Source organism: Saccharothrix saharensis (genome assembly GCF_006716745.1).
Lineage (GTDB): Bacteria > Actinomycetota > Actinomycetes > Mycobacteriales > Pseudonocardiaceae > Actinosynnema > Actinosynnema saharense.
Map to the genome: position 1 here is coordinate 4,874,824 of NZ_VFPP01000001.1, position 23,972 is coordinate 4,898,795.

The window sequence follows — 23,972 nt, forward strand, 5'->3', positions numbered from 1 at the left end:
CGTACTTTTGGCCTGGCCAGTGACAGCCTGTTGCGAGACCATGACTGTGTGCGTCAACCGCGCACTGGGGGTGGTGTCGTATGAACGCTTGGGGACTGTCCGAGGGGGGCACCCGGGCGCAAGGGCTGGATGAGCTGTCCGACCGGCAACGGGCCGTGCTCCGCTGCCTGGCCAGGGGGCTCGCGGACCACGAGATAGCGCGGGTGCTGGCGTTGAGCCAGCACCAGGTGGGGGCGGTGGTGTCGGAGATCCTGCGCGCGTTGAACCTGCGGGACCGGATGGCGGCGGTGGTCTACGCCCACGAGACGGGGATCATCCGCCTGCCCCTACCGCGCTGACCTCTTGACCAGCAGCAGGTAGCCGAGCAGGCCCAGCAGGTAGGCGGCCGTCGCGGCGAGCACGAGGCCCGGCGACCGCCCGTCCAAGGGCACCACGGCCGCCGCGGCGGTGATGGCCGCCACCTGCGTGACGTTGAACAGCGTGTCGTACAGGGCGAACACCCGGCCGCGGACCTCGTCGCCGATGTCGCCCTGCACGGCCGCGTCCACGCACAGCTTCACGACCTGGCCCGCGAACGTGAGCACGAACGACGCGGCCAGGATGGTGGGCAGCAGCATGGGCAGCCCGAGGCCGAGCTGGGTGGCGGCGGCCAGCAGCAGCGCGCAGCTGACCGTGCCGCGCCGGCCCAGCAGGTCCACCACCCGGTCGGTCACCAGCCCCGCCAGCAGGATGCCCGCACCACCGGCGACGGCGACCTCGCCGAGCCCCGCCATGCCCGCCCGGAACGGCCCGTAGTCGGTGAACGAGTTGCGCATCAGCAGCAACGTCAGCAGCAGCGACGCGCCGAACGCCAGCCGGTGCGCGAGCAGCGCCACCAGGGCGGCGGCGACGCTGGGCGCGCGCCACGCGGCCCGTGCGCCGTCCAGCAGACCCAGGGCGACCGCGGTGAGCGTCCCGCTGGGCTCGTCCACCTCGTCGGGCCCCAGGGCCCCACGCGCGAAGCGGGAGGCCAGGAAAGCGGCGCCCAGCGACCCCACGACCGCGAACGCCGTCGTCCACGCCGAGCCGCCGTCACCCGAGCCGAACACCGCCCGCAGCACCACCGCGCACCCCGCGCCGAGCACCGCGGTCAACGCGCCCAGCGTGGTGACGAACGCGTTGGCCTCCACCAGGTGGTCCCCGTCGACCACGTGCGGCAGGGACGCGGACAGGCCCGAGCCGACGAACCGGCTCACCCCCGTGACGAACAGCGCCGAGGCGTACAGCGGCACCCCGTCCAGGCCGAACCCGACGGCCGCCGCGGTGAGCAGCACGAAGACGGCGCGGGTGAGGTTCGCCACCACCAGCACCCGACGGCGGTCCCACCGGTCCAGCAGGGCGCCCGCGAACGGGCCGACCACCGAGTACGGCAGCAGCAGCACGGCGAACCCGGCCGCGACGGCGAGCGGGTCGGCGTGGCGCTCGGGGTTGAACAGCACCGCGCCCGCGAGACCCGCCTGGAAGAGGCCGTCGCCCCACTGGGCCGCCAGCCGGGAGGCCAGCAACCTGCGGAAGTCCGCGAGCGCGAGGAGTTTCCGGACCCCGAGGTGGTGCTTCGCCGCAGTGGTGCCGGCAGTGGTCACGGTGGTGAGCCTATGCCTTCCCGGGCCGGGAGCCACGAAGGCCGGACCCGCGTGGGGTCCGGCCTCCCTGGCGCCAGGCGCCCGGTCGCCTCTCGGCGGGTGGCACTACGCGGCTCCAGCCGGACGGTATTCCGCGTAGGCGTTCAAGTGGGCCCGGGGGACTCGATGGCGCCTGACGTTCACTGCAACGAACACGGTAGCCCGGATGTTCCGCCTGCGCGGACGTGCGGTGTGTGCGCTGCGTCGCCTGGCCCGCGGCCGTCGTCTGGGATCATGCGTGGTGTGCGCCCTGATGCCGACGTCGAACCGGGTTCCCTGCTGGTCGCGGCACCGACTCTGACCGACTCCAACTTCCGCCGGACGGTGGTCTACGTCATCGACCACCGGGACGAGGGCAGCCTCGGCGTGGTGCTGAACCGCCCGAGCGAGGTCGCCGTCCACGACGTGCTGCCCGCGTGGGGCCCGCACGTGAGCCGACCGCAGGCCGTCTACATCGGCGGGCCGGTGGAGCAGAAGACGGCGCTGTGCCTGGCCGCGCTGCGCACCGGGGAGGACCTCGCGTCGCTCGACGGGGTGGTCGGCGTGCACGGCCCGGTGGCGCTGGTCGACCTGGACGCCGACCCGGACGCGCTGGTGGCGAAGGTGCGCGGCATGCGCGTGTTCGCGGGCTACTCGGGCTGGGGCGAGGGCCAGTTGGCCGGCGAGATCGCGCGCGGCGACTGGATCGTGGTCAAGGGCCTGCCCGACGACGTGCTCACGCCGCCGAACGTCGACCTGTGGGGTCGGGTGCTGCGCCGCCAGGGGATGCCGACGGCGCTGCTGGCGACGTTCCCGACGGACATCCGCCGCAACTGAAGCTCAGGCGCGCGTCAGCACGCCGCAACCGCCGCCCGCGCCGGAGCACGCGCAGCCGCCGCACCCGGCGGGGGCCGGCTCGGGCATCGCCTCGGCGGCCCGGTGGCCCAGCACGCCGCCCGCGCCCGCGACCACGATGCTGCCGACCAGCCCGATCAGGCCGATGAGCAGCGCCAACGCCGGGTTGACGGCCGCCGCGACGGCCGCGACCACGGCGATCGCGCCCGCGGCCACGTTCGGCACGCCGGCGATCTTGTTGGCCAGCGCGAACGCGTCGTCGTCACGCAGCGTGGCCTTGGTGCGCACGCCGAAGAACCGGTTGCGGTGCAGTCCGCCCCGCACGCCGAGGAAGCCGATCGTCGCGAAAGCGACACCGATCAGACCCAGCACCACAGGCAGCACGATGTTCACGCGTCCGAGGGTAGGCCGGTCCTTCGATCTTGGTCGAACCAGCCCCGACTTCACCCGAAGGTGTCCTTATGGACGGGCCCGCCGGCTCGGGAGGCTCACCACCATGAGGATTCGATCTTGCGTGGCCGCGGCGGGTGTCGTCGCCGTGCTCGTCACGGCCGCACCCACCGCCTCCGCCGCGCCCACCGTGCGCTTCCTGGGCCAGACCACGCTGCCGCACGCGTGGCAGTTCGAGGGCACCACGGTCGGCGGCCTGTCCGGCGTCGACCGCGATCCCGCCACCGGCGAGTACGTGCTGATCAGCGACGACCGCTCGTACACGAACCCGGCCCGCTTCTACACCGCCGACCTGCGGCTGGACGGCTCCGGCGTGCACGACGTCCGCATCACCGGGGCCCACGCCCTGCGCCACCCCGACGGCGGCACCTACTCGTCGCCGCCCGCGAACGACGGCCGCACCGTCGACCCGGAGGAGATCCGGGTCGACCCGGTCACCGGCGACTACTGGTGGAGCCAGGAGGGCGAGCGGCCCAAGACCGAGGGGCCGGTCGTGGTGCAGCCGTCCATCCAGCGGGCCACCCGCGACGGCGCCTACGTGGATGCCCTGCCGCTGCCCGCGAACTACGCCTACACCGCCGACCGCGGCCCGCGCCGCAACCTCGCGCTGGAGGCCATCGCGTTCTCCGCCGACGGCGCGCTCGTCACCAGCGTGGTCGAGGGCCCGCTGCTCCAGGACGGCGACGAGCCGACCGCCGAGCGGGGCGCGCTCACCCGCCTCACCGTGCAGACCCGCGACGGCGCGGTGGTCCGCCAGCACGCCTACCCGCTGGAGCCGCTGTTCGCCGAGCCCGAGCCGGGCCCGTGGGGTCCGGACACCGGCGTGCCCGCGATCCTGGCCGACCCGAAGGTCCCCGGTCGCTACTACGCGCTGGAACGGAGCTGGGTGCCCGGCGCGGACTACAAGGTGCGCTTGTTCCAGGTCGACATCGCGGGTGCGACCGACGTGCGCGACCAGGACGTGCTCGCCGACGACGTGCGCCCGGTCCGCAAGAAGCAGCTCGCCGACCTGCACGACTTCCCGCTGCCCGTGATCGACAACGTCGAGGGGCTCACCTGGGGCCCGCGCCTGCCGTCCGGCGAGCGCACGCTCCTGCTGGTCAGCGACGACAACTTCGCGGCCGAGGAGTTCACCCGGTTCATCGCGCTTGCGCTGCGCTGATACCGTTGACGGCATGAGCAAGGCCCGCCTGCTCCTTAGCTAGCCGCGCAGACCTCGACAACCGGGTCCGCGCGGCAACCCCTCACGCCCTTCCGGGCTGGGGGGTTTCGTCATGTCAGGGGCAGGTACCGATGGAGAGGGACATCCCGATGAGCACCGACGCGGCGGACGCGACGCCCGCCTTCCGCTACACCGCCGAGCTGGCGGGCGAGATCGAGCGGCGCTGGCAGCAGCACTGGGAGGAGCAGGGCACCTTCCACGCGCCGAACCCGGTCGGGCCGCTCAAGGGCGACGTGCCCGCCGACAAGCTGTTCGTGCAGGACATGTTCCCGTACCCGTCGGGCGCCGGACTGCACGTCGGCCACCCGCTGGGCTTCATCGGCACCGACGTGTTCGCCCGGTACCACCGGATGAACGGCCGCAACGTGCTGCACACGATGGGCTTCGACGCGTTCGGCCTGCCCGCCGAGCAGTACGCCGTGCAGACCGGGCAGCACCCGCGCAAGACCACCGAGGACAACATCCAGACCTACCTGCGGCAGATCCGCCGGCTGGGCCTGGGCCACGACGAGCGCCGCCGGATCTCCACCATCGACCCGGGCTACTACAAGTGGACCCAGTGGATCTTCCTGCAGATCTTCAACTCCTGGTACGACCCGGCGGCGGGCCGGGCGCGGCCGATCGCCGAGCTGGAGGCGCAGTTCGCCTCGGGTGAGCGGGCCACGCCGGACCGGCCGTGGGCCGAGCTGTCCCGCCCGGAGCGGGAGAAGCTGCTGGGGCAGCACCGCCTGGTGTACCTGTCCGAGGCGCCGGTGAACTGGTGCCCCGGCCTGGGCACCGTGCTGGCGAACGAGGAGGTCACCGCGGACGGCCGCAGCGAGCGCGGCAACTTCCCGGTGTTCCGGCGCTCGCTGCGCCAGTGGATGATGCGGATCACCGCGTACTCCGACCGGCTGATCGACGACCTGGACCGGCTGGACTGGCCGGACAAGATCAAGGCGATGCAGCGCAACTGGATCGGGCGCTCGCACGGCGCCCGGGTCAAGTTCGCCGTGGCCGGGCACGACGGCGTCGACGTCGAGGTGTTCACCACCCGGCCCGACACGCTGTTCGGTGCGACGTACATGGTGCTGGCGCCCGAGCACCCGCTGGTCGACGTGATCGCGTCCGCCGAGCGGGCCGACGCGATCGCCGCCTACCGCGCCGAGGTGGCCCGCAAGTCCGAGCTGGACCGGCAGGAGAACAAGGAGAAGACCGGCGTCTTCACCGGCGCCCACGCGGTCAACCCGGTCAACGGCGCGCGGATCCCGGTGTACGTCGCCGACTACGTGCTGATGGGCTACGGCACCGGCGCGATCATGGCGGTGCCCGGCCAGGACCAGCGCGACTGGGACTTCGCCAAGGCGTTCGACCTGCCGATCATCCGGACCGTGCAGCCGCCGGACGACTTCGACGGCGAGGCGTACACGGGATCCGGTCCGGCGGTGAACTCCAGCCACGAGAGCAGCGTGAGCCTGGACGGGCTGGGCGTCGACGAGGCCAAGACCAGGATCATCGCCTGGTTGGAGCAGCAGGGCCGCGGCGAGGGCACCGTGCAGTTCAAGCTGCGCGACTGGCTGTTCTCCCGGCAGCGGTACTGGGGCGAGCCGTTCCCCATCGTGTACGACGCCGACGGCACGCCGATCGCGGTGCCGGAGTCGATGCTGCCGATCGAGCTGCCCGACGTGGACGACTACTCGCCCCGCACGTTCGACCCGGACGACGCGAACTCCGAGCCGTCGCCACCGCTGTCGCGCGCCGAGGACTGGGTCACGGTCGAGCTGGACCTGGGCGACGGGCCGAAGCGGTACCGGCGCGAGACCAACACCATGCCCAACTGGGCCGGTTCGTGCTGGTACCAGCTGCGGTACGTGGACCCGACGGAGCCGGACCGGTTCGTCGACGCGGAGAACGAGCGGTACTGGCTGGGCCCGCGCCCGGCCGAGCACGGCGCGTCCGACCCCGGCGGCGTGGACCTGTACATCGGCGGCGTGGAGCACGCGGTGCTGCACCTGCTGTACGCGCGGTTCTGGCAGAAGGTGCTGTTCGACCTGGGCCACGTGTCCGGCGACGAGCCGTACCGGCGGCTGTTCAACCAGGGCTACATCGAGGCGTACGCCTACCGCGACTCGCGCGGCACCCCCGTGCCCGCCGAGGAGGTGGAGGAGCGCGACGGCAAGTACTTCTTCGACGGCGAAGAGGTCAAGCGCGAGTACGGCAAGATGGGCAAGAGCCTGAAGAACGTCGTCACGCCGGACGAGATGTGCGAGAAGTACGGCGCCGACACGTTCCGGCTGTACGAGATGTCGATGGGCCCGATGGACGTCTCGCGGCCGTGGGCGACCAAGGACGTCGTGGGCGCGCAGCGGTTCCTGCAGCGGCTGTGGCGCAACCTGGTCGACGAGACCACGGGCGAGCCGCGGGTCACCGACGAGGACCCGGGCGAGGACGCGCTGCGGCTGCTGCACAAGACGATCGCGGGCGTGCACGACGACTTCGCGAACCTGCGCTACAACACGGCGGGCGCGAAGCTGATCGAGCTGAACAACCACGTCACCAAGCACTTCCCGGCCGGCGCGCCCCGCGCGGTGGCCGAGCCGCTGGTGCTGATGCTGGCGCCGTTGAGCCCGCACGTCGCCGAGGAGCTGTGGTCGAAGCTGGGCCACTCCGGCTCGCTGGCGCACGGCCCGTTCCCGGCCGCGGACGAGAAGTACCTGGTCGAGGACACGGTCGAGTACCCGATCCAGGTCAACGGCAAGGTGAAGGCCCGCGTGGTCGTGCCCGCGTCGGCGTCGCCCGGTGAGGTCGAGGCGGCGGCGCTGGCCGACGGGAAGGTGGCCGAGCTGCTGAACGGCGGCACGCCGCGCAAGGTGATCGTGGTGCCGGGCCGGCTGGTCAACGTGGTGCTGTAGCGGGACGGACGGGGGTCACGGACGGGGCAACTGGGCGGCCACTTCGGTCATCGCGTCGAGCAGGTCCGGCTCGACGTGCCCGGTTGCCGGTTCGGACTCGGCGATGGTGATCGTCGTGTCCTTGATCTCCGAGTAGTAGTGCTCGGCCGTGAACCGCACGTCCGGCAGGCCGACGACCCCGCCGCTCAACGGCTGCACGTCGCCGGAACCCGCGACGTCGATCACCCGGTCGAACTGCCTGGCCTGGTTGCGGCCGGGGAAGGTCACCCAGACCACGGACACCACGGCCGCGTTGCCCGCCTGGTCGCCGACGGCGAGCAGCAGGCGGTCCAGGGACGTGCACGGCGTGCGGGCGAGGAAGTCGCGCACCTGGCCGAAGGCGTTGGCCACGCAGTCGAGTTCCTGCTTGACCGCCTGCTTGCTGATCCCGACGCCGAGGTGGCCCATCGCGCCCGCGGCGTCACCGCCGCGCGCGGCGCGCTTGGCGTCCCACTTGCGCACCCCGATGCTCTCCACCGGGGCCGCGCCGCCGCCACCGCTCGCGCCGGAGTTGAGCGCGGCGCCGCCGGCGCCGCCCGCGCCCGCGAGGACGACGAGCACCGCGGCCACCAACGCCACGCCGCCGGATCCCTTGTCGGAACTCTTCCTCGCCACCATCCCCCCGCCCCGAGACGTTCTCGCCGTGCGGCCAACCCATGCAACCCCGCCGGGTGCCCCTGGTTGCGGCGCGGGGACGAAAAGCGCTCGAACGGCCCAGCAGGTATGCCCGGAAGTCGCACTTCACCGTTGCGGAGGGAAACCCATCTCGCCGAGGATCTGCGCCAGCATCGAGTCGAACATGGGCTCCAGGTCGGTGACGGCGAACGGGAAGCGGCCGAAGACCTCCAGGGCCACGTGGCCGTAGATGCGGACCCACGACTGCGTGATGTGGTAGACCGCGCCGAGCGGCAGCACGTGCTCGTCCACCTCGACGCCGCGCTCGGCGACGGTGGCCAGCAGGACCTTCTGGAACGCGGCCAGGTCACCGTGCAGGTTCACCGGCACGTCGTCGCCGCCGAGGTCTTCGGGCAGCGGGTGGCTCGCGATCAACCGGCCCGCGACCTCGAGGAACACCCGGCCGAACTGGTCGCCGACCTGGCTGCGGTCCTCGTTCGGCACGCACGAGCCGAGGGCGTCCTCCGTGGACGCGAACACCAGGGCGAACTCCTGCGGGTGCGCGAGGGCCCAGCGCCGGAAGCCCCGGCACACCGCGTGGACCTGGGCGGTGACGTCGCCCGGGTCGATCCGGTCGAGGTCGGCTTCGAGCTGCGCGGCGAGGTCGGCGCAGATGTCCTCGGCGAGCCGGCGGAGCAGGTCCTCGCGTGAGTCGTAGTACCGGTACAGCGCCGGAGCGGTGATGCCGACCTCACGGGCGATGGCACGCAGAGTGACGGCGTCCCGGCCGCGCTCCACGAGCAGGGCACGGGCCTGTCGCCGAATGTCGCGCTCTGTCTCGGCGCGGAGTCGCTCACGGCGAGTGGCCTCGGTCATATGTCACCCAATCAGGTTGTAAACACTGTTCACCCGGGTATAACTTCGGCGTCGGTCAGTGAACGCTGTTTACGTAGTTCACGCCATTCACGCAACGGTAGCCCATTTGCCCGGGAGGACGCGTGTTCGCGAAGTGGGGATCGCTGGCGTACCGCCGCAGGTGGGTGGTGCTGATCGCGACGGCGGCCCTCGCGGTGGTCGGCGGCATCTGGGGGCTCGGCGTGTTCGACCGGCTCAGCCAGGGCGGCTACGAAGCGCCCACCAGCGAGGCCGCCCGCGCCAACGAGGTCGCGCAGGACGCGTTCGGCCGGCAGGGCGGTGACGTCCTCGCGGTCTACGACACCACCGACCCGGCGAAGCTCCAGCGGATCGCCGCCGAGCTGGCCGACCTCCCGACCGACGCCGTGCTGAAGGTGCAGCCGCCGTTCCCGTCGCCGGAGAGCGGCAAGTCGCTCGTGGTGGTCACGCTGCGCTCGGGCGACTCCAACACGCAGCTCAAGCAGTACGAGCAGATCGCGGGCGAGCTCGTGGTCGACGGGCTGGACCCGCAGGTCGGCGGCCTGGTACCGACCCAGAAGGCGATCAGCGACATGTCCGCCTCCGACCTCACCAAGGCCGAGGCGGTGTCGCTGCCGATCGTGCTCATCCTGCTGATCATCATCTTCGGCGGCCTGGTCGCCGCGTCGCTGCCGGTGCTGGTCGGCGGCCTGGCCATCGCCGGCTCGCTCGGCGTGCTGCACGCCGTCTCGCTGGTCGCCGACGTGAACTCGTTCGCGGTCAACGTGGCCAGCCTGCTCGGCCTCGGCATGGCGATCGACTACGGCCTGTTCATGGTCGGCCGGTTCCGCGAGGAGCTGGCCGCGGGCCGCGACACCCCGGACGCCGTGCGCCGGACGGTCATGTCGGCGGGCCGCACCGTGCTGTTCTCCGCGACGCTGCTGGTGATCGCGCTGGCCGGGTTGCTGCTGTTCCCCCACGGCTTCCTGAAGTCCCTCAGCTACGGCGGCATGTCCGCGGTGGCCATCGCCGCGGTCGTGTCGCTCACGCTGCTGCCCGCGCTGCTGGCCGTCCTCGGTCACCGCGTGGACAAGCTCGCCGTGCCGTGGCGCAAGAAGAAGGAGCCGTCCGAGGGCGGCTGGCGGCGGCTCGCCGGTCGCGTGATGAAGCGCCCGGTGCTGTTCGCGCTGCCGATCGTGCTCGTGCTGCTCGCGCTCGGTTCTCCGTTCCTGGGCGTGAAGTTCGGCGAGGTCACCGAGAAGGTGCTGCCCGAGGGCAACCCGGCCCGGGTCGCCGCCGAGACGGTCAACCGCGACTTCGCCGCGCTGTCCAACTCCGGCTTCAAGGTCGTGATCACCGGCGACCCGTCGCCCGCGGACGTGCAGGCGTTCGTCGGCGAGGTCGCCGCGGTGCCCGGTGTCGGCGAGGCCCAGGTGGCGGCCGAGCCCGCCAACGGCGTGTGGCTGGTCAACGCCGGGTTGGACCAGGACGCCTTGAGCGACGAGTCCAAGCAGGCGCTGCGGGACGTGCGCGCGTTGGCCGGGCCGGGCGACGAGGTGCTCGTCGGCGGCACCACGGCCATGGTGTCCGACAGCCTCGACGCCATCGGCGACAAGCTGCCGCTGATGGTGGTGCTGCTGGTCGGCGCGACGTTCGTGCTGATGTTCCTGGCGTTCGGGTCCGTGCTGCTGCCCATCAAGGCCGTGGTGATGAGCGCGCTGAGCCTGTCGGCCACGTTCGGCGTGCTGGTGTGGGTGTTCCAGGACGGGCACGGCGCCTCGCTGCTCGGCGTCACGCCCGCGCCGCTGGAGTCCGGGATCGTGGTGCTGATGGCGGCCGTGGTCTTCGGGTTGTCCACGGACTACGAGGTGTTCCTGCTGTCGCGGATGGTCGAGGCGCGCGGTCGTGGCGCGTCGACCGAGGAAGCGGTGACGGCGGGCCTGGCCAAGACCGGGCGGGTGATCACGGCGGCGGCGCTGCTGCTGATCGTGGTGACGGGCGCGTTCGCGTTCTCGCAGATCACCATGATGCGGTTCGTCGGCGTCGGCATGATCCTGGCGCTCGCGCTGGACGCCACCGTGGTGCGGATGCTGCTCGTGCCCGCGGTGATGAAGCTGCTCGGCGACGCCGCGTGGTGGGCTCCGGGCCCGCTGCGCCGGATCCAGGAGCGGATGGCGATCCACGAGGAAGTGCCGGGCGACGAAGCGAAGGTGGCGCAACCCGCCTAGGGCTGCTCGAGGGGTTCGAACGCGATGGCCGTGGCCTGGAAGCCGCGGCCATCGCCGCGCAGACCGCTGAGCTGGAACGTGTTCAGCACCCGGTTGTCGGCGCTGTCCAGCACGGTCGCGGTGTCGCCGGTGGACAGGAACACGCGGCGGTCGCCGGGCGCGATGGCCAACGTCTTCGCCCTGAGCCGCAACGTCCTCGCCGTCCGGGTGGTGGTGTCCAGGACGGCCACGCGGCGGTCCAGCGCGACGTAGACGCGCCGCCCGTCCGGGGTCACCGCGATGCTGCCCGCGCCCTTGCCGACCGGCGCCGACCAGCGCACCTCGTCGGCGTTCGGGTCGATCATCGAGACCGTGCCCGCGCCCTCGCCGAGGTCGAGCGAGCTGACGTAGACGGCCTTGCCGTCCGGGCTGATCGCCACGTGCTGCGGCATGCCCTCGACGTCGATGGTGGTCCGCGGGCCGGCGGTCCGGGTGTCGAGCACGCTCACCGTGCCGTCCTGCGCGTTGGCCACGTACAGCCGCTGCCCGTCCGGCGTGACCGCGATGCCCTGCGGCTGACCGCCCGCCTTGATCGCGGCGACCAGGCGGAACGTCACCGGGTCCACCACCGCGACCGCGCCGCTGCCGGTGACGTAGAGGCGCCCGCCGTCGGGGCGCAGCACCGCCTGCGCCAGTTGCGCGCGGGTGTCGATGCGGCCGACCACCTTGCCCGCCACCGGGTCGACCGCGGTGATGACGCCCGCCCAGCCGTTGACCACGTACACCCGGCGGCCACCCGGCCCGACCGCCGCGCCCGTGGTCCACGCGCCGGTGTTCGCGCCCGCCACGACCCGTCCGTCGGAGGTGTCCAGCACCTGGACCTGACCGCCGTGCGCGACCACGTACGCCCTCGGCGCGGGCGTGCCGGCGGCCGTGACGACGTGCGACCGCTCCTGGCCCGCGGCGGAGAGCGCGGCGGCGAGGAGGACAGCGGCGGTGCCGAGGGCTGCGGTGCGTCGTCGTCCCCACATGGCTGGATGGGAACACCGCCGCGCGGTCGGCTTCCACCCTGGTCCTACGGACGGGTGCCATTTGTGCCGGACCGGGTGATGAGGTCCTGGCTGCCGCCCGCGGCGGCGGGGCGGGCGGCAACGGCGGCGGTGCGCCCGGCGCCGGTCGCTCGGGGGGCGAAACGACCGACGCCGGACCCCTGCCGGTGCCGGAGCACCGGTGGTCGTACCCCGACGACGTAGACCTCTACCACCAGGTTGACGCAGTGCGGGCCGTTTTGGATCCCGAGAGCTACGAATCAGCCGAAATTCGTCGAGTTGCCACCAGCTTGGCGTAACGGGTGCCCGCCGTCAGGAGGACGAGGCCCGCGCCGATGAACGCGAGCACGCGCGCGATGCCGTCCAGCGCGGCCATGTCGAACAGCAGCAGCTTCGCCACCGCGGCCCCGACCAGCACCAATCCGGCCACCCGCAGTGACTTCCGGTCGATGCCGCGCACCAGCAGCACCAGCGCGGCGACCGTCCACGACACGGTCACGATCGAGTGACCGAAGAGGAATCCGGTCACGTCCTGCGACACCAGCAGCGCGCCGCACAGCACGACCCCGGCCGCCGCGTACAGCAGCACGACACCGGCCACCACCCACGGGAACGGGTGCCTGCCCAGCACGCCCAGGCCCGACGCGACCCACGGCAGCACGACCGCGAGCACACCGAGGACCAGTGCGGTCAGCACGCCGGACACCAGGAACCCCGCGGTGTCCGCGCGCCACGGTTCGTCCAGCAGCAGTCGCGGCGGCACGGCGGTGCCGAGGGTGAGCAGGGTGCCGATGACGCCGAACACGAGCGAGCCGAGCAGCGGACCGCGTGACGCCAGGACCTTCGCCAGGAACGCCAGCACCAACGCCTCGGCCAGCACCACCGCGGCGCGCGTGCCGCCGTCGAGGGCCAGCGCCGTCGCCTGGAACAGCGCGAACACGCCGACCCCGCCGACCGCCGCGGCGAAGTTCCCCGGCAACGACCGCCGACCCGCCGCCCACAACGCGAGCATCAGCACCGCGACCGCGCCCGCGACTCCCGCGCCCAGGCGGCGGTCGAGCACCGCGGTGGTGAGCAGGGCCGGCAACGGCGAGCCGACGGCGAGTGCGAGCGCGGTGACGTCGTCGGGGCGGACCTTGACCGTGAGCACCGCGGCCGCGACGCCGATCACGGCGGCCAGCAGGGAGATCCCGGCCAGGGTGAGCTCGTCCGCGCGGTTGATCACCAGGACCGAGGCGATCAGCGGCGGCACGCCGGCGGTGACCGCGAGCCACGGCCAGTCGCGCTTGAGGTGCACCGGGCTCGCCGCGATCTTCAGGACCAGCAGGAACGCGACCAGCAGCGGCGTGAAGCCCTGGGTGAGGACGGGGGCGCACAGGGCGCAGGCCGCGACCACGCCGATGGCGAGGGCCGCGGAGTCCCAGCGCAGCGCGAGCAGCAGCCCACCGCCCGCGATGAGCAGGCCGGCGGCCAGGCCACCGCCCCCGGGCAGGTACTCGTAGATCGAGGTGGCCGCGATGACGTCGAGGTAGAGCACGGCGATGCCGGTGGCGGCGAGGGCGAACGCGCCGGTCCGGCCGGCCGGGGTGCGGTGCAGCCACAGGCCGAGGCCGACCAGCGCGCCACCGAGCGCGGCGCCGCCGAGCACGCGCGGCAGCGGCCCGAGGTAGCCGCGCTGCACGGCCAGGACGAGGAGCAGCACGACGCCGAGCAGCGTCACCGCGCCGCCGACCCAGGCGAGGAGCTTGCTGCCCGCGCCGTCCTTGGCGAGGCGGTCGAAGAGGGTGGGGCCGGGCGGCGGCGGAGGGGCGGGCGTCCAGTGGGGGACGGGCGGCGGACCCCAGCCGCCGGCGGTCGGCGGGGGCGGAGCGGCCGGGTACGCGTGGGGTGGCACGGTGGCTTGCGGCGGTACCGGCGGCTGCGGCCTCGGCTGCGCCGGTGCGGACCGGACCGGTTGGGACTGCGCAGGCCGAAGGGGTTCGGCCTGCGGGGCGGTCGACGCACCCGGTTGAACGGCAGCGGTGGTCGGTGCTGCCGCGGAAGTGGGCGCTGCGGAAGTGGGCGCTGCGGAAGTGGGCGCTGCGGAAGTGGGCGCTGCGGAAGTGGGCGCTGCGGAGGCGGGCGCTGCGGTGGTCGGCGCTGCGGCTGTGGCCGTGGCAGTGGTGGCGGCCGTGGTCGTGGTGGGTGGCGCGGAGGCCGTCGCCACCGGCTGCGCGCTGCCGACCCGGTGCAGCTCCAGGCCGACCGCCTCCAAGCGGCGACCCAGGTGCCCGAGTTCGTCAGCCAGCCTCGTCAGCGGGTCCTGCCCGGTACCGGTCATGTGACCAGGGTCGCCTCGAATCGGTGTATCCGGAATCCGTACCACTACTCAACCGGGTACCGAACGGGTCACGGCCGGACCTGGCAGAGTTCCACCGTGACTGTTCTCGTGCTCGGTTCGGCCAACGCGGACCTCGTGGTGCCGGTGCCCCGCCGTCCCGCCGGCGGTGAGACGGTGCTCGGTGGCGACACGGTCGTCCTGCCCGGCGGCAAGGGCGCGAACACCGCCGTCGCCGCCGCCCGGCTCGGCGCGTCGGTGGCGTTCGTCGGCGCGGTGGGCGGCGACCAGTACGGGCGGCTGCTGCTGGAGTCGTTGTCGTCGTCGGGTGTGCGGACCGACTTCGTGCGCACGTCGTCCCGACCCACGGGCCTGGCGTACATCACCGTGACACCGGACGGCGAGAACTCGATCGTCGTGGCACCCGGCGCGAACTCCGACCTGGGCGTGTCCGATGTGGACGCCCTGACCTGGGACGACGTTTCGGTGCTGGTGTGCTCGCTGGAGGTGCCGGTGCCGACCGTGGCGCACGCCGTGCGGACGGCGGCCTCCCGCGGCGTGCGGCCGGTGCTGAACCTGTCGCCGGTGGTCGAGGTGCCCGCGGACGCGCTGGCCCTGCTGGACCCGCTGATCGTGAACGAGCACGAGGCCGCGTCGCTGGCGTCGTCGTTCGAGGGGCTGCTGGCGCTGGGCCCGCGGTCCGCCGTGGTCACGCTGGGCGCGCGCGGCGCGGCCGTCGTCACGCCGTCCGGTGTGGTGGAGGTCGACGCGCCGGACGTGTCCGTTGTGGACACCACGGGTGCCGGCGACGCGTTCGCGGGCGCGCTGGCGTTCGGGCTGTCGTCCGGCTCGTCCCTGCCGGGAGCCGCCCGTTTCGCCGCCCGCGTGGCCGCCGTGTCGGTGACCTCGGCCGGCGCGCAACCGTCGTACCCGACCCTGGAGCAGGTGCGGAAATCCGGGTGATCGCGGACGGTGGAACCGGCACCATCGTGGCGTGGAGGGCATCGGGGGCAACCGGGTCGGGTGGGCGGAGCTGCCCGAGTCCGTGCGCGCGGCCGTGGAGGACGGGCTCGGGTCGCCGGTCGTCCGGGCGGTGAGCTGCGCGGGCGGGTTCTCGCCGGGGCTCGCGTCACGGCTCCGGCTGGCCGACGGGCGGTCGGTGTTCGCCAAGGCGGTGAGCGCCGCCGCGAACCCGCGCAGCGCGGCCGCGCACCGGCGGGAAGCCGGGATCGCCTCGCTCGTGCCGGGTCCGCGGCTGCTCTGGTCCGGCGCCGAGGGCGACTGGGTGGCCCTGGTCTTCGAGCAGGTGGACGGTCGCACCCCCGCGCTGCCGTGGGTCGCCCGCGAGTGGGAACGGGTGCACGCGGCCCTGGTCGCGCTGGCTTCGGTGCCCGCCCCGGCGGAGCTCGGGTCGATCTCGGCCGACCCGGCCGCGCTGTCCGGGTGGCGGTCGCTGGCGGCCGCGCCGCTGCCGGGGGTCGACCCGTGGGCGCTGGCCCGGTTGGACGAGCTGGCGGCGTGGGAGGAGCGGTGGGCCGAGGCCGCGACCGGCACGGCGCTGGTGCACGGCGACGTGCGCGCGGACAACGTGCTGCTGACCTCGTCCGGTGTCGTGTTCGTCGACTGGCCGCAGGCGGGCGCGGGCGCGCCCTGGGTCGACCTGGCGCTGCTGCTGCCGTCGCTGGCGATGCAGGGCGGGCCGGATCCCGAGGACGTCTGGCGCTCGTCACCGCTGGCGCGGGGAGCCGACCCGGACGCGGTGATCGCGGTCGCCGCGGCGAGCGCCGGGTACTTCGTCCACTCGTCCCTGCTGCCGCCACCGCCCGGCCTGCCGACGGTGCGCGCGTTCCAGGCGGCGCAGGCCGGACCCGCGCTGCGGTGGTTGCGGCACCTGCTGGGGTAGCGCGCCCGGGCCGGGTGGCGTTGGCTTGTCTTCCACGTCCGATCGACCTGAGGGTATGGTCTAGACCATGTCGAGTGCGCGGCTGAGCGGTGTCGGGGTCAGTTCCGGGCGGGCGTCCGGGCCGGTGGTCCGGGTCGCGGAACCCCTGGGGGAGCCCCCGGCCGGGCCCGCGCCGAGCGACCCGGCGGCCGAGGCCGCGCGGATCAGGCCGGCGGCGGACGTGGTCGTGGCCCGGTTGCACGAGCGGGCCGCGGCGGCGAGCGGTGACGCGAAGGACGTGCTGGAGACGACGGCGGCGATGGCGGCCGACCCCGCGCTGCTGTCCCAGGCCGAGAAGCTCGTGACGGCCGACGCCCTGCCCGCCGCACGGGCCGTGCACCAGGCCGCGGCCGGGTTCATCACCGCCCTCGAGGCGGCCGGCGGGTACATGGCCGAACGGGCCCGCGACGTGCGCGACGTGCGCGACCGGCTGGTCGCCGAGCTGCTCGGCGTGGCCGCGCCCGGCGTGCCGTCGCTGACCTCGCCGTCCGTGCTGGTGGCCCGCGACCTCGCGCCCGCCGACACCGCGGGCCTCGACCCGGCGAAGGTGCTCGCGCTGGTCACCGAGGAGGGCGGCCCCACCTCGCACACCGCGATCCTGGCCCGGTCGCTGGGCATCCCGGCCGTGGTCGCGTGCCGCGGCGTCCTGGACCTCGACGTGCCCGCCCTGCTGGTGGACGGCGACACCGGCGTGGTGCAGGCGTCCGACGGCACGGTCCGCGCGGCGCACGTCGCCGGGCGGGCCGAGTGGAACGGCGTCGGCGCGCTGCGCGACGGCTACCGGGTGAAGGTGCTCGGCAACGTCGGCTCGCCCGCCGACGCGGTCGCGGCGGCCGCCGGCGGCGCGGAGGGCGTCGGCCTGTTCCGCACCGAGTTCTGCTTCCTGTCCGCCGCGACCGAGCCGTCCGTGGCCGAGCAGCGCGCGGCGTACGCGGCGGTGCTCGCGCCGTTCGCGGGCAAGCCCGTGGTGGTCCGCACGCTGGACGCGGGCGCGGACAAGCCGCTGCCGTTCCTCGCGCCCGAGCCCGAGCCGAACCCGGCGCTGGGCGTGCGCGGCCTGCGCGTCGCCTTCGACCGCCCCGACGTGCTGGAACGCCAGCTCGAAGCGATCGCCCTGGCCGCCGCCGACACCGACGCCGAGGTGTCGGTGATGGCGCCCATGGTCGCCACCGCCGCCGAGGCCGCGTGGTTCGTCGAACGGGCGCGTGCCGCGGGCATCCGGCGGGCGGGCGTGATGATCGAGGTCCCGGCGGCGGCGCTGGTCGCCGCCGAGGTGCTGGCCGCGGTCGACTTCGTCTCCATCGGCACGAACGACCTGGCCCAGTACGTGTTCGCGGCGGACCGGCAGGTGGGCGCGGTGGCGGCGCTCAACGACCCGTGGCAGCCGGCGCTGCTGCGGCTGGTCAAGCTGGTCGGCGACGCGGGCACGGCCGCGGGCAAGCCGGTGGGCGTGTGCGGTGAATCCGCCGCCGACCCGCTGCTGGCGTGCGTGCTGACCGGGCTGGGCGTGACGAGCCTGTCGATGAACCACACGGCGCTGGCGGGCGTCGGCGCGAAGCTCGCCACGACCAGCTTCGACCTGTGCCAACTGGCGGCGCGCGGCGCGGTGGCGGCGGCCGACCCGGCATCAGCGAAGCTCGCCGCCCGCGCCCCGCACTAGGAAGCGAGCCCACGCCGCCGCGCCGAACCGCAGCACGGGGCCTTCGGCGTTCTTGGAGTCGCGCACACCCGTGATCTCGACGGTGTGCGCGACCTCGACGCACTCGCCGCCGTTTGGCCCGCTGTGGCTGCTCCTGCGCCAGTTCATCGCACTTCCTCCGCTCGCCGGGCGATCAGGGCGGCGCTGTCCTCCGGTGCGAGCGCGCGTGCGCCCAGATCGGCGAAGTCGGCGCCGAAGACCGCCAACTCCTCGGGCTTCTCCAGGAACCAACCCCCGAGCTGGTTCTCCAGGTACACCGCGCCGGGATCGCCCTCTTGGGGGAAGCCCAGCCACCTGAACGACCCGAGATGGCCCCGGTGGTCCGCAGCGCTGAAGGACATCACCTGAATGGTGATGTTAGGCATCGCGGCGAGCGTCCCCAAGTGGTCGAGCTGCTCGCGCATCAGCCTGGCGTCCCCGATGCGGCGGTGGAGCACCGCCTCGTCCAGGATCGCGTGCACGCGGACCGGGTCGTCGCGCCGAAGTGCCTCCTGGCGGCGGAGCCGGATTCCGGCCGCGTCGTCGTCGGCCAACATCGCCGTGGCGTAGGCCGTGGTCTGGAACAGTCCGGTGACGTAGCCCGCGTCCCAGCAGTGGATCTCGCTCGCCCCCGCTTCGAGTCCCACGTAGAGGGAGAACCAGCTGGGGATCGAGCGGTCACCGTCCCACCAGCCCTTCTCCCGCGAGAGGTCGCACACCTTCAGGTACCAGTCGATCCGCTCGGCCGGGACGCCGAGGAACGGCAGCATCACTTCGAGGTCCGGCCCGTTGACCGGCGTGCGCATGCTCTCCAAGTGCGTGATCTTGGTCGGGTTGCAGCGCAGGCGTCTCGCGACGTCGGCTTGTTTCAGTCCTGCGGCTTCCCTCAGCCGGCGGATCTCCTGGGCGAGCCAGCGCCGTCCCACGGTGGGGCTCAGCACGAGCGGATCGGTGTCCGTCACGGCCCTCCTTCTGCTCGTGGGCAGTCTCTCAGCCGACCGGGGCCACCTGATCGGGACTGGACGCCACAAGGTTAATTTGTAAGCCTTACGACCTGGCGAACCTGTACGTGTTGAGCGAAGTGCGCAACCCGGGCCGGACCTGGCAGTGGTGCGAGACGGTGGCGACCGAGGCGGTGGAGCCCGGCGCGACGGTCGAGGAGTCCGTCGCCGGGCTGCGGCCGTGGGCGTCGAGGCTGCTCCGCGGCGGCGAGCACCGGGACGGCTTCTACCACGCGTTCCTGGTCGAAGCTGACGAGGACGGCGAGTTCGACACCTACCACTCGACCCACGTCGAGGACCTCGTCTGGTTCTACGACTCCGAGTACGTCCTGGCGGGCTGACCCACGGCGGCCAGCAGGGCATTCCGGACCAGCCCGATCAACGGGTGGTCCTCGCTGCCCCGGCGCACGGCCGCGACCACGCGCCGCAGCGGCGCCGTGCCGCGGACCGGCACACCGCGCACGGCGTTGCGCGGCACCAGCGCCACGCCCGCGCCCGCCCGCACCAGCGCGCCGGTGGCCCGGAAGTCGTCGGACGTGTGCGTGATCCGCGGTGCGAACCCGGCCTGCTCGCAGGCGAGCTGCACGACGTCGCGCACCGGGTTGCCCGGCAGCGTCACCACCCAGTCGTCGTCCGCGAGGTCGGCCAGGTCGACCTCCGCCCGGCCGGCCAGCGGGTGCACCGGCGGCAGCAGCACGTCGAACGGCTCGGTGTAGAGCGGGAACCGGGTCAACCGCCGGTCGTCGGTGCGCAGCCGGTACTCCTCGGTGATCGCCAGGTCGATCTCGCCGTCGAGCAGCAGCGGCACGCTGGCGTGCCCCTCCACGTCGCGCACCCGCAGCGTCACGTCCGGCGCGGACACCCGCAGGGCGGCCAGCGCGGGCGCGACGACCTGCGTGATCGCCGACGCGAAGCTGCCCACCTCGACCCGGCCGGTGGCGCCGGAGCCGAACGCCGCCAGCGTCGCCTGCGCCCGCTCCAGCTCGGCGGCCACCGCGTTGGCGTGCCGGACCAGCAGCTCGCCCGCCGCCGTCAACGACACCCGCCGCCCGCGACGCCGCAGCAGCTCGTGCCCCACCTCCGACTCCAAGGCGGCCAACTGCTGCGACACCGCGGACGGCGTGAGGTGCAGCGCCTGGGCCGCCGCCGTCACGGTGCCGTGGTCGGCCAGCGCGCGCAGCACCCGCAGACGCCGTGGGTCTATCACGAGCCCATTGTCACGACGTGCACGCCGGTCGCGCGTGCGGTACCAAGGGCCATGCGCTCGCTCCGCACCACCGAATCGGTCATCGCCGGTGTCGGTCTGATCGTGCTGGTCGTGTTCGGCTTCGTCGTGCCCAGCGCCCGGGCGGGCGGGTTCGAGGTGAACGGCGTCGTGGTGATCCTCTCGATCCTGGTGACCGCGATCCTGCTCGTGTTCGCGGGCATCTGGGGCGGCAGCGGGAAGAGGTGAGACCTCACATCCGGTCGCGGGCGGCGATGAACGCGTCCACCGCGCGGTTCACGTCGTCGGTCGAGTGGGCCGCCGACATCTGCGTGCGGATGCGCGCCTTGCCGTGCGGCACGACCGGGTAGGAGAAGCCGATCACGTAGATGCCCTGCTCCAGCAGCAGGTCGGCCATCCGGGACGCCTCCGCCGCGTCGCCGATCATCACCGGGATGATCGGGTGCTCGCCGGGCAGCAGGTCGAAGCCCGCCTCGGTCATCCGGGACCGGAACAGCGCGGTGTTCTCGCGCAACCTGGTCAGCAGCTCGCCGGACGAGCTGAGCAGGTCCAGCGCGGCGATCGCGGCGGCCGTGATCGACGGCGCCAGGGAGTTGGAGAACAGGTAGGGCCGCGACCGCTGCCGCAGCATCTCCACGATCTCCGCGCGCCCGGACGTGTAGCCGCCGGACGCGCCGCCCAGCGCCTTGCCGAGCGTGCCGGTGACGACGTCCACCCGGTCCCGCACGCCGAACAGCTCGGGCGTGCCGCGGCCGGTCGGCCCGGTGAAGCCGACCGCGTGCGAGTCGTCCACCATGACCAGCGCGTCGTACCGCTCGGCCAGGTCGCAGATCTCGTCCAGCGGCGCGAGGTAGCCGTCCATGGAGAACACGCCGTCGGTGGCGATCAGCCGGTAGCGGGCGTCGGCGGCGTCCTTGAGCTGCCGCTCCAAGTCCTCCACGTCCCGGTTGCGGTAGCGGTAGCGGCGCGCCTTCGACAGCCGCACGCCGTCGATGATCGACGCGTGGTTCAGCTCGTCGGAGATGATCGCGTCCTCCGCGCCGAGCAGCGTCTCGAACAGGCCGCCGTTGGCGTCGAAGCACGAGCTGTACAGGATCGTGTCGTCGGTGCCCAGGAACTCCGAGAGCCGCCGCTCCAGCTCCTTGTGGGGTTCCTGCGTGCCGCAGATGAACCGCACCGAGGCCATGCCGAAGCCCCACCGGTCCAGCGCCTCGTGCGCGGCCTCGACCAGCCTGGGGTGGTCGGCCAGGCCCAAGTAGTTGTTGGCGCAGAAGTTGAGCACCTCCGCGCCCGAGCCGACCCGGACGGCCGCGTTCTGCGGCGTGCCGATCACCCGTTCGGCCTTGTAGAGGCCGGCCGCGCGGATCTCGTCCAGCCCGGCCCGCAGGTCCTCGCGCATCGCGCCGTACATCAGTGAGCTCCCGTCCAGTCGAGGATGACCTTGCCGCACTTGCCCTCGCGCGCCGTCGCGAACGCCTCGTCGAACGCCGTGTAGTCGAACCGGTGCGTGATCACCGGCGTGAGGTCCAGGCCGCGTTGCAGGAGCACCGACATCGAGTACCAGGTCTCGAACATCTCCCGGCCGTAGATGCCCTTGATGTGCAGCATCTTCAGCACGACGCTGCTCCAGTCGACGGCGAACTCCTCGGCGGGCAGCCCGAGCATGGCGATCCGGCCGCCGTGGGCCATGTTGCCGATCATCTCCTGCAGCGCGATCGGCTTGCCGGACATCTCCATGCCGACGTCGAAGCCCTCGGACATGCCCAGCTCGGACTGCGCCTCGGAGATGGTGCGCTCGGCGACGTTGAGCGCGAGGTCGACGCCGACCTCCCGGGCCAGCGCCAGCCGGTGCTCGCTGATGTCGGTGATGACGACGTTGCGCGCGCCCGCGTGCTTGGCCACCGCCGCCGCCATGATCCCGATCGGGCCCGCGCCGGTGATCAGCACGTCCTCGCCGATGACCGGGAACGACAGCGCGGTGTGCACGGCGTTGCCGAAGGGGTCGAAGACCGCCGCCACGTCCAGGTCGACGGGCGCGCGGTGCACCCAGGCGTTCTCCTCGGGCAGCACCACGTACTGCGCGAACGCGCCGTCGCTGTGCACGCCGAGGCCGCGCGTGTTGGCGCACAGGTGCCGCCGGCCCGCCTTGCAGTTGCGGCACGTGCCGCACACCAGGTGGCCCTCGCCGCTGACCAGGTCGCCGACCTCGACCCCGGTCACCGCGGCGCCGGTCTCCACCACCTCGCCGACGAACTCGTGCCCGAGCACGAGCGGCGCGTGGATGTTGTGCGCGGCCCACTCGTCCCACGAGTCGATGTGCAGGTCCGTGCCGCAGATGCCGGTCCGCAGCACGCGGACGACGACGTCACCGGGGCCGGGGGTGGGATCCGGGACGTCGGTCAACGACAGCCCCGGCCCGGCGGTCGCCTTGACCAGTGCCTTCATGCGGGCGAGTGTGCCCCCGGCCCGTTGTGCAGTCCATCAGGACTTTCTGAATTCACTCGTAAGTTCAGCTTCAGTGGCGATGTTGCGCGCCATGCCGCCGAACACCACGCCGTGGAACGGCCACACCAGCCACCAGTAGACGTGCCCGGCCAACCCGCGCGGGACGAACACCGCGCGTTGCCGGTAGGTCGACCCGCCGCCGTCCGCCGCCGCGACCCGCAGCTCCAACCAGGCCCGGCCGGGCACCCGCATCTCCGCGCGCAGCCGCAGCAGCCGCCCGCGGTCGAGCTCCTCCACCCGCCAGAAGTCCAGCGCCTCGCCGACGTGCAGCCGCCTCGGGTCACGCCGGCCGCGCCGCAGCCCCACCCCGCCGACCAGCCGGTCCAGCCACCCCCGCACCGCCCAGGCCAGCGGGAACGAGTACCAACCGTGCTCGCCGCCGATGCCCTCCACGACCTGCCACAGCCGGTCCGGCGACGCGGCGGTCCGCCGTTCCCGCACGTCGACGTAGGACGAGCCGCCGGACCAATCCGGGTCGGTCGGCAGCGGGTCGGCGGGCGCGCCCGGCACCGACGCGCCCGACCAGCGGGTCTCCACCTCGGCGTCGCGGACCCTCGCCAGCGCGAGCGCCACCGCCTGGTCGTAGCCGGTGTTCTCCCCCGGCAGGTAGTGCTCGATGTCGTGCTCCCGGCACACCACCTCGTGCACGAGCGAGTCGATCAACGGCGAGGCGATCGACCGCGGCACGGGCGTGACCAGGTTGACCCAGTGCGCGGACAGGCGCGGCGTCAGCAACGGCACCGGCAGGACGCGTCGGCGGCGCAACCCCGCCACCCGCGCGTACCGCAGCATCATCTCCAGGTAGGTGAGCACGTCCGGGCCGCCGATGTCGAACGTCCGGTTCACCCCGGCGGGCAGCCCCACCGCGTCCACCAGGTAGCGCAGCACGTCCCGCACCGCGATCGGCTGGACCCGGTTGCCCACCCAGCGGGGCGTGACCATGACCGGCAGGCGTTCGGTGAGGTAGCGCAGCATCTCGAAGCTCGCCGACCCGGACCCGATGACCACCGCCGCCTGCAGCACCACCGCGGGCACGGGGCCGCGCAGGAACACGTCACCGACCTCCTCGCGGGAGGCCAGGTGGGGTGACAGCGCCACCCCGGGTGGGTGCAGCCCGCCCAGGTAGACGATCCGCCGCACCCCCGCGTCCGCCGCCGCGCGGGCCGTGTTCGCCGCCGCGCGCCGGTCCGCGTCGGCGAAGTCCGGGTCGCTCAACGAGTGGACGAGGTAGTGCACCACGTCGACGTCGCGCATCGCCGCACCCAGCGACGCCGGGTCGAGCACGTCGCCGCGCACCACCTCGACCTGCCCGGCCCACGGCACGTCCCGCAGCTTGCGCGGGTCGCGGACCAGGCACCTGACCCGGTGGCCCGCCGCGACCAACCGGGGCACGAGCCGTCCGCCGAGGTAGCCGGTCGCGCCGGTGACGAGGCAGTGCACACCGCAATCCTCACCGGGCACCG

22 protein-coding genes are annotated in these 23,972 nt (G+C 73.2%); 10 read left to right on the forward strand and 12 right to left on the reverse strand.

Translation table 11 applies throughout. The annotated features are described in order from the left end of the window. Positions 1-80: 80 nt before the first annotated feature. On the forward strand, positions 81-338 hold the full coding sequence (locus FHX81_RS21530; RefSeq protein WP_073897834.1) for a response regulator transcription factor: 258 nt from the start codon (positions 81-83) through the stop codon (positions 336-338). Here the strand turns inward: FHX81_RS21530 and FHX81_RS21535 are convergent. Further along, positions 327-1,622 carry an MFS transporter gene (locus FHX81_RS21535; protein WP_141979864.1) on the reverse strand — a complete coding sequence of 432 codons (1,296 nt, stop codon included), beginning with the start codon at positions 1,620-1,622 and terminating at the stop codon, positions 327-329. The two genes, FHX81_RS21530 and FHX81_RS21535, sit on opposite strands and share 12 nt — an antisense overlap. A 273-nt stretch (positions 1,623-1,895) precedes the next feature. On the opposite strand from FHX81_RS21535, the gene FHX81_RS21540 reads away from it, so the two are divergent. Continuing rightward, positions 1,896-2,477, forward strand: coding sequence for a YqgE/AlgH family protein (locus FHX81_RS21540; RefSeq protein WP_141979865.1), 582 nt, complete (start codon positions 1,896-1,898; stop codon positions 2,475-2,477). A gap of 3 nt (positions 2,478-2,480) precedes the next feature. On the opposite strand, the gene FHX81_RS21545 is transcribed toward FHX81_RS21540, so the two are convergent. Further along, positions 2,481-2,888, reverse strand: coding sequence for an SdpI family protein (locus FHX81_RS21545; protein ID WP_141979866.1), 408 nt, complete (start codon positions 2,886-2,888; stop codon positions 2,481-2,483). 103 nt (positions 2,889-2,991) lie between these two features. On the opposite strand from FHX81_RS21545, the gene FHX81_RS21550 reads away from it, so the two are divergent. After that, a complete protein-coding gene (locus tag FHX81_RS21550; protein WP_141979867.1) occupies positions 2,992-4,107 on the forward strand; it encodes an esterase-like activity of phytase family protein in 1,116 nt (371 codons plus the stop codon). 149 nt (positions 4,108-4,256) lie between these two features. Next, positions 4,257-7,058 carry a leucine--tRNA ligase gene (leuS, locus tag FHX81_RS21555; protein WP_141979868.1) on the forward strand — a complete coding sequence of 934 codons (2,802 nt, stop codon included), beginning with the start codon at positions 4,257-4,259 and terminating at the stop codon, positions 7,056-7,058. Between the two features lie 15 nt (positions 7,059-7,073). Here the strand turns inward: leuS and FHX81_RS21560 are convergent, their stop codons facing one another. Next, on the reverse strand, positions 7,074-7,676 hold the full coding sequence (locus FHX81_RS21560) for a hypothetical protein (protein WP_141979869.1): 603 nt from the start codon (positions 7,674-7,676) through the stop codon (positions 7,074-7,076). A gap of 162 nt (positions 7,677-7,838) precedes the next feature. Further along, the gene (locus tag FHX81_RS21565; protein ID WP_141979870.1) at positions 7,839-8,588 is read right to left on the reverse strand and encodes a TetR/AcrR family transcriptional regulator; all 750 of its coding nucleotides are present in this window, start codon (positions 8,586-8,588) and stop codon (positions 7,839-7,841) included. A 122-nt stretch (positions 8,589-8,710) separates the two neighbouring features. Here FHX81_RS21565 and FHX81_RS21570 point away from each other — a divergent pair, with 122 nt between their 5' ends. Then, positions 8,711-10,813 carry an MMPL family transporter gene (locus FHX81_RS21570; protein WP_141979871.1) on the forward strand — a complete coding sequence of 701 codons (2,103 nt, stop codon included), beginning with the start codon at positions 8,711-8,713 and terminating at the stop codon, positions 10,811-10,813. Here FHX81_RS21570 and FHX81_RS21575 read toward each other — a convergent pair. Continuing rightward, positions 10,810-11,823: a YncE family protein gene (locus tag FHX81_RS21575; protein WP_141979872.1), complete on the reverse strand. Its 1,014-nt coding sequence runs from the start codon at positions 11,821-11,823 to the stop codon at positions 10,810-10,812. The two genes, FHX81_RS21570 and FHX81_RS21575, sit on opposite strands and share 4 nt — an antisense overlap. Before the next feature lie 271 nt (positions 11,824-12,094). Beyond that, positions 12,095-13,735, reverse strand: a complete 1,641-nt coding sequence (locus FHX81_RS21580; protein ID WP_246107915.1) for a DUF2339 domain-containing protein — start codon at positions 13,733-13,735, stop codon at positions 12,095-12,097. 522 nt (positions 13,736-14,257) lie between these two features. On the opposite strand from FHX81_RS21580, the gene FHX81_RS21585 reads away from it, so the two are divergent. The 3 genes from FHX81_RS21585 to ptsP all read left to right on the forward strand — a co-directional run bounded on the left by FHX81_RS21585 (position 14,258) and on the right by ptsP (position 17,760). Then, positions 14,258-15,121, forward strand: coding sequence for a ribokinase (locus FHX81_RS21585; RefSeq protein ID WP_141979874.1), 864 nt, complete (start codon positions 14,258-14,260; stop codon positions 15,119-15,121). A gap of 31 nt (positions 15,122-15,152) precedes the next feature. Continuing rightward, positions 15,153-16,061, forward strand: coding sequence for a phosphotransferase family protein (locus FHX81_RS21590; protein ID WP_141979875.1), 909 nt, complete (start codon positions 15,153-15,155; stop codon positions 16,059-16,061). A gap of 67 nt (positions 16,062-16,128) precedes the next feature. Further along, positions 16,129-17,760, forward strand: a complete 1,632-nt coding sequence (gene ptsP, locus FHX81_RS21595; RefSeq protein WP_141979876.1) for a phosphoenolpyruvate--protein phosphotransferase — start codon at positions 16,129-16,131, stop codon at positions 17,758-17,760. Here the strand turns inward: ptsP and FHX81_RS21600 are convergent. Both FHX81_RS21600 and FHX81_RS21605 read right to left on the reverse strand, forming a co-directional pair. Beyond that, positions 17,728-17,907 (reverse strand): DUF397 domain-containing protein, encoded by a 180-nt coding sequence (locus FHX81_RS21600; protein ID WP_141979877.1) that lies wholly within the window; start codon positions 17,905-17,907, stop codon positions 17,728-17,730. The two genes, ptsP and FHX81_RS21600, sit on opposite strands and share 33 nt — an antisense overlap. Further along, a complete protein-coding gene (locus FHX81_RS21605; RefSeq protein ID WP_170232123.1) occupies positions 17,904-18,740 on the reverse strand; it encodes a helix-turn-helix domain-containing protein in 837 nt (278 codons plus the stop codon). Before FHX81_RS21605 ends, FHX81_RS21600 begins: the two co-directional genes overlap by 4 nt. Before the next feature lie 110 nt (positions 18,741-18,850). Between FHX81_RS21605 and FHX81_RS40670 the strand changes: the two genes are divergently transcribed. Continuing rightward, positions 18,851-19,120, forward strand: a complete 270-nt coding sequence (locus FHX81_RS40670) for a hypothetical protein (protein ID WP_170232124.1) — start codon at positions 18,851-18,853, stop codon at positions 19,118-19,120. Here the strand turns inward: FHX81_RS40670 and FHX81_RS21610 are convergent. After that, positions 19,090-19,986 (reverse strand): LysR family transcriptional regulator, encoded by an 897-nt coding sequence (locus FHX81_RS21610; protein WP_141979879.1) that lies wholly within the window; start codon positions 19,984-19,986, stop codon positions 19,090-19,092. The two genes, FHX81_RS40670 and FHX81_RS21610, sit on opposite strands and share 31 nt — an antisense overlap. 51 nt (positions 19,987-20,037) lie before the next feature. Here FHX81_RS21610 and FHX81_RS21615 point away from each other — a divergent pair, with 51 nt between their 5' ends. Then, the gene (locus FHX81_RS21615) at positions 20,038-20,232 is read left to right on the forward strand and encodes a hypothetical protein (RefSeq protein WP_141979880.1); all 195 of its coding nucleotides are present in this window, start codon (positions 20,038-20,040) and stop codon (positions 20,230-20,232) included. A gap of 4 nt (positions 20,233-20,236) precedes the next feature. Here FHX81_RS21615 and FHX81_RS21620 read toward each other — a convergent pair whose 3' ends face one another. From FHX81_RS21620 to FHX81_RS21630, 3 genes are read right to left on the reverse strand one after another with little or no spacing between them, the layout of a single operon-like run. Further along, entirely contained in the window at positions 20,237-21,415 is a 1,179-nt protein-coding gene (locus FHX81_RS21620) for a glycine C-acetyltransferase (protein WP_141979881.1), read from the reverse strand. After that, entirely contained in the window at positions 21,415-22,449 is a 1,035-nt protein-coding gene (tdh, locus tag FHX81_RS21625; protein WP_141979882.1) for an L-threonine 3-dehydrogenase, read from the reverse strand. Before tdh ends, FHX81_RS21620 begins: the two co-directional genes overlap by 1 nt. Positions 22,450-22,485: 36 nt before the next feature. Next, complete coding sequence (locus FHX81_RS21630; RefSeq protein WP_141979883.1) at positions 22,486-23,949, reverse strand: SDR family oxidoreductase; 1,464 nt, start codon at positions 23,947-23,949, stop codon at positions 22,486-22,488. Positions 23,950-23,972 lie beyond the last annotated feature (23 nt).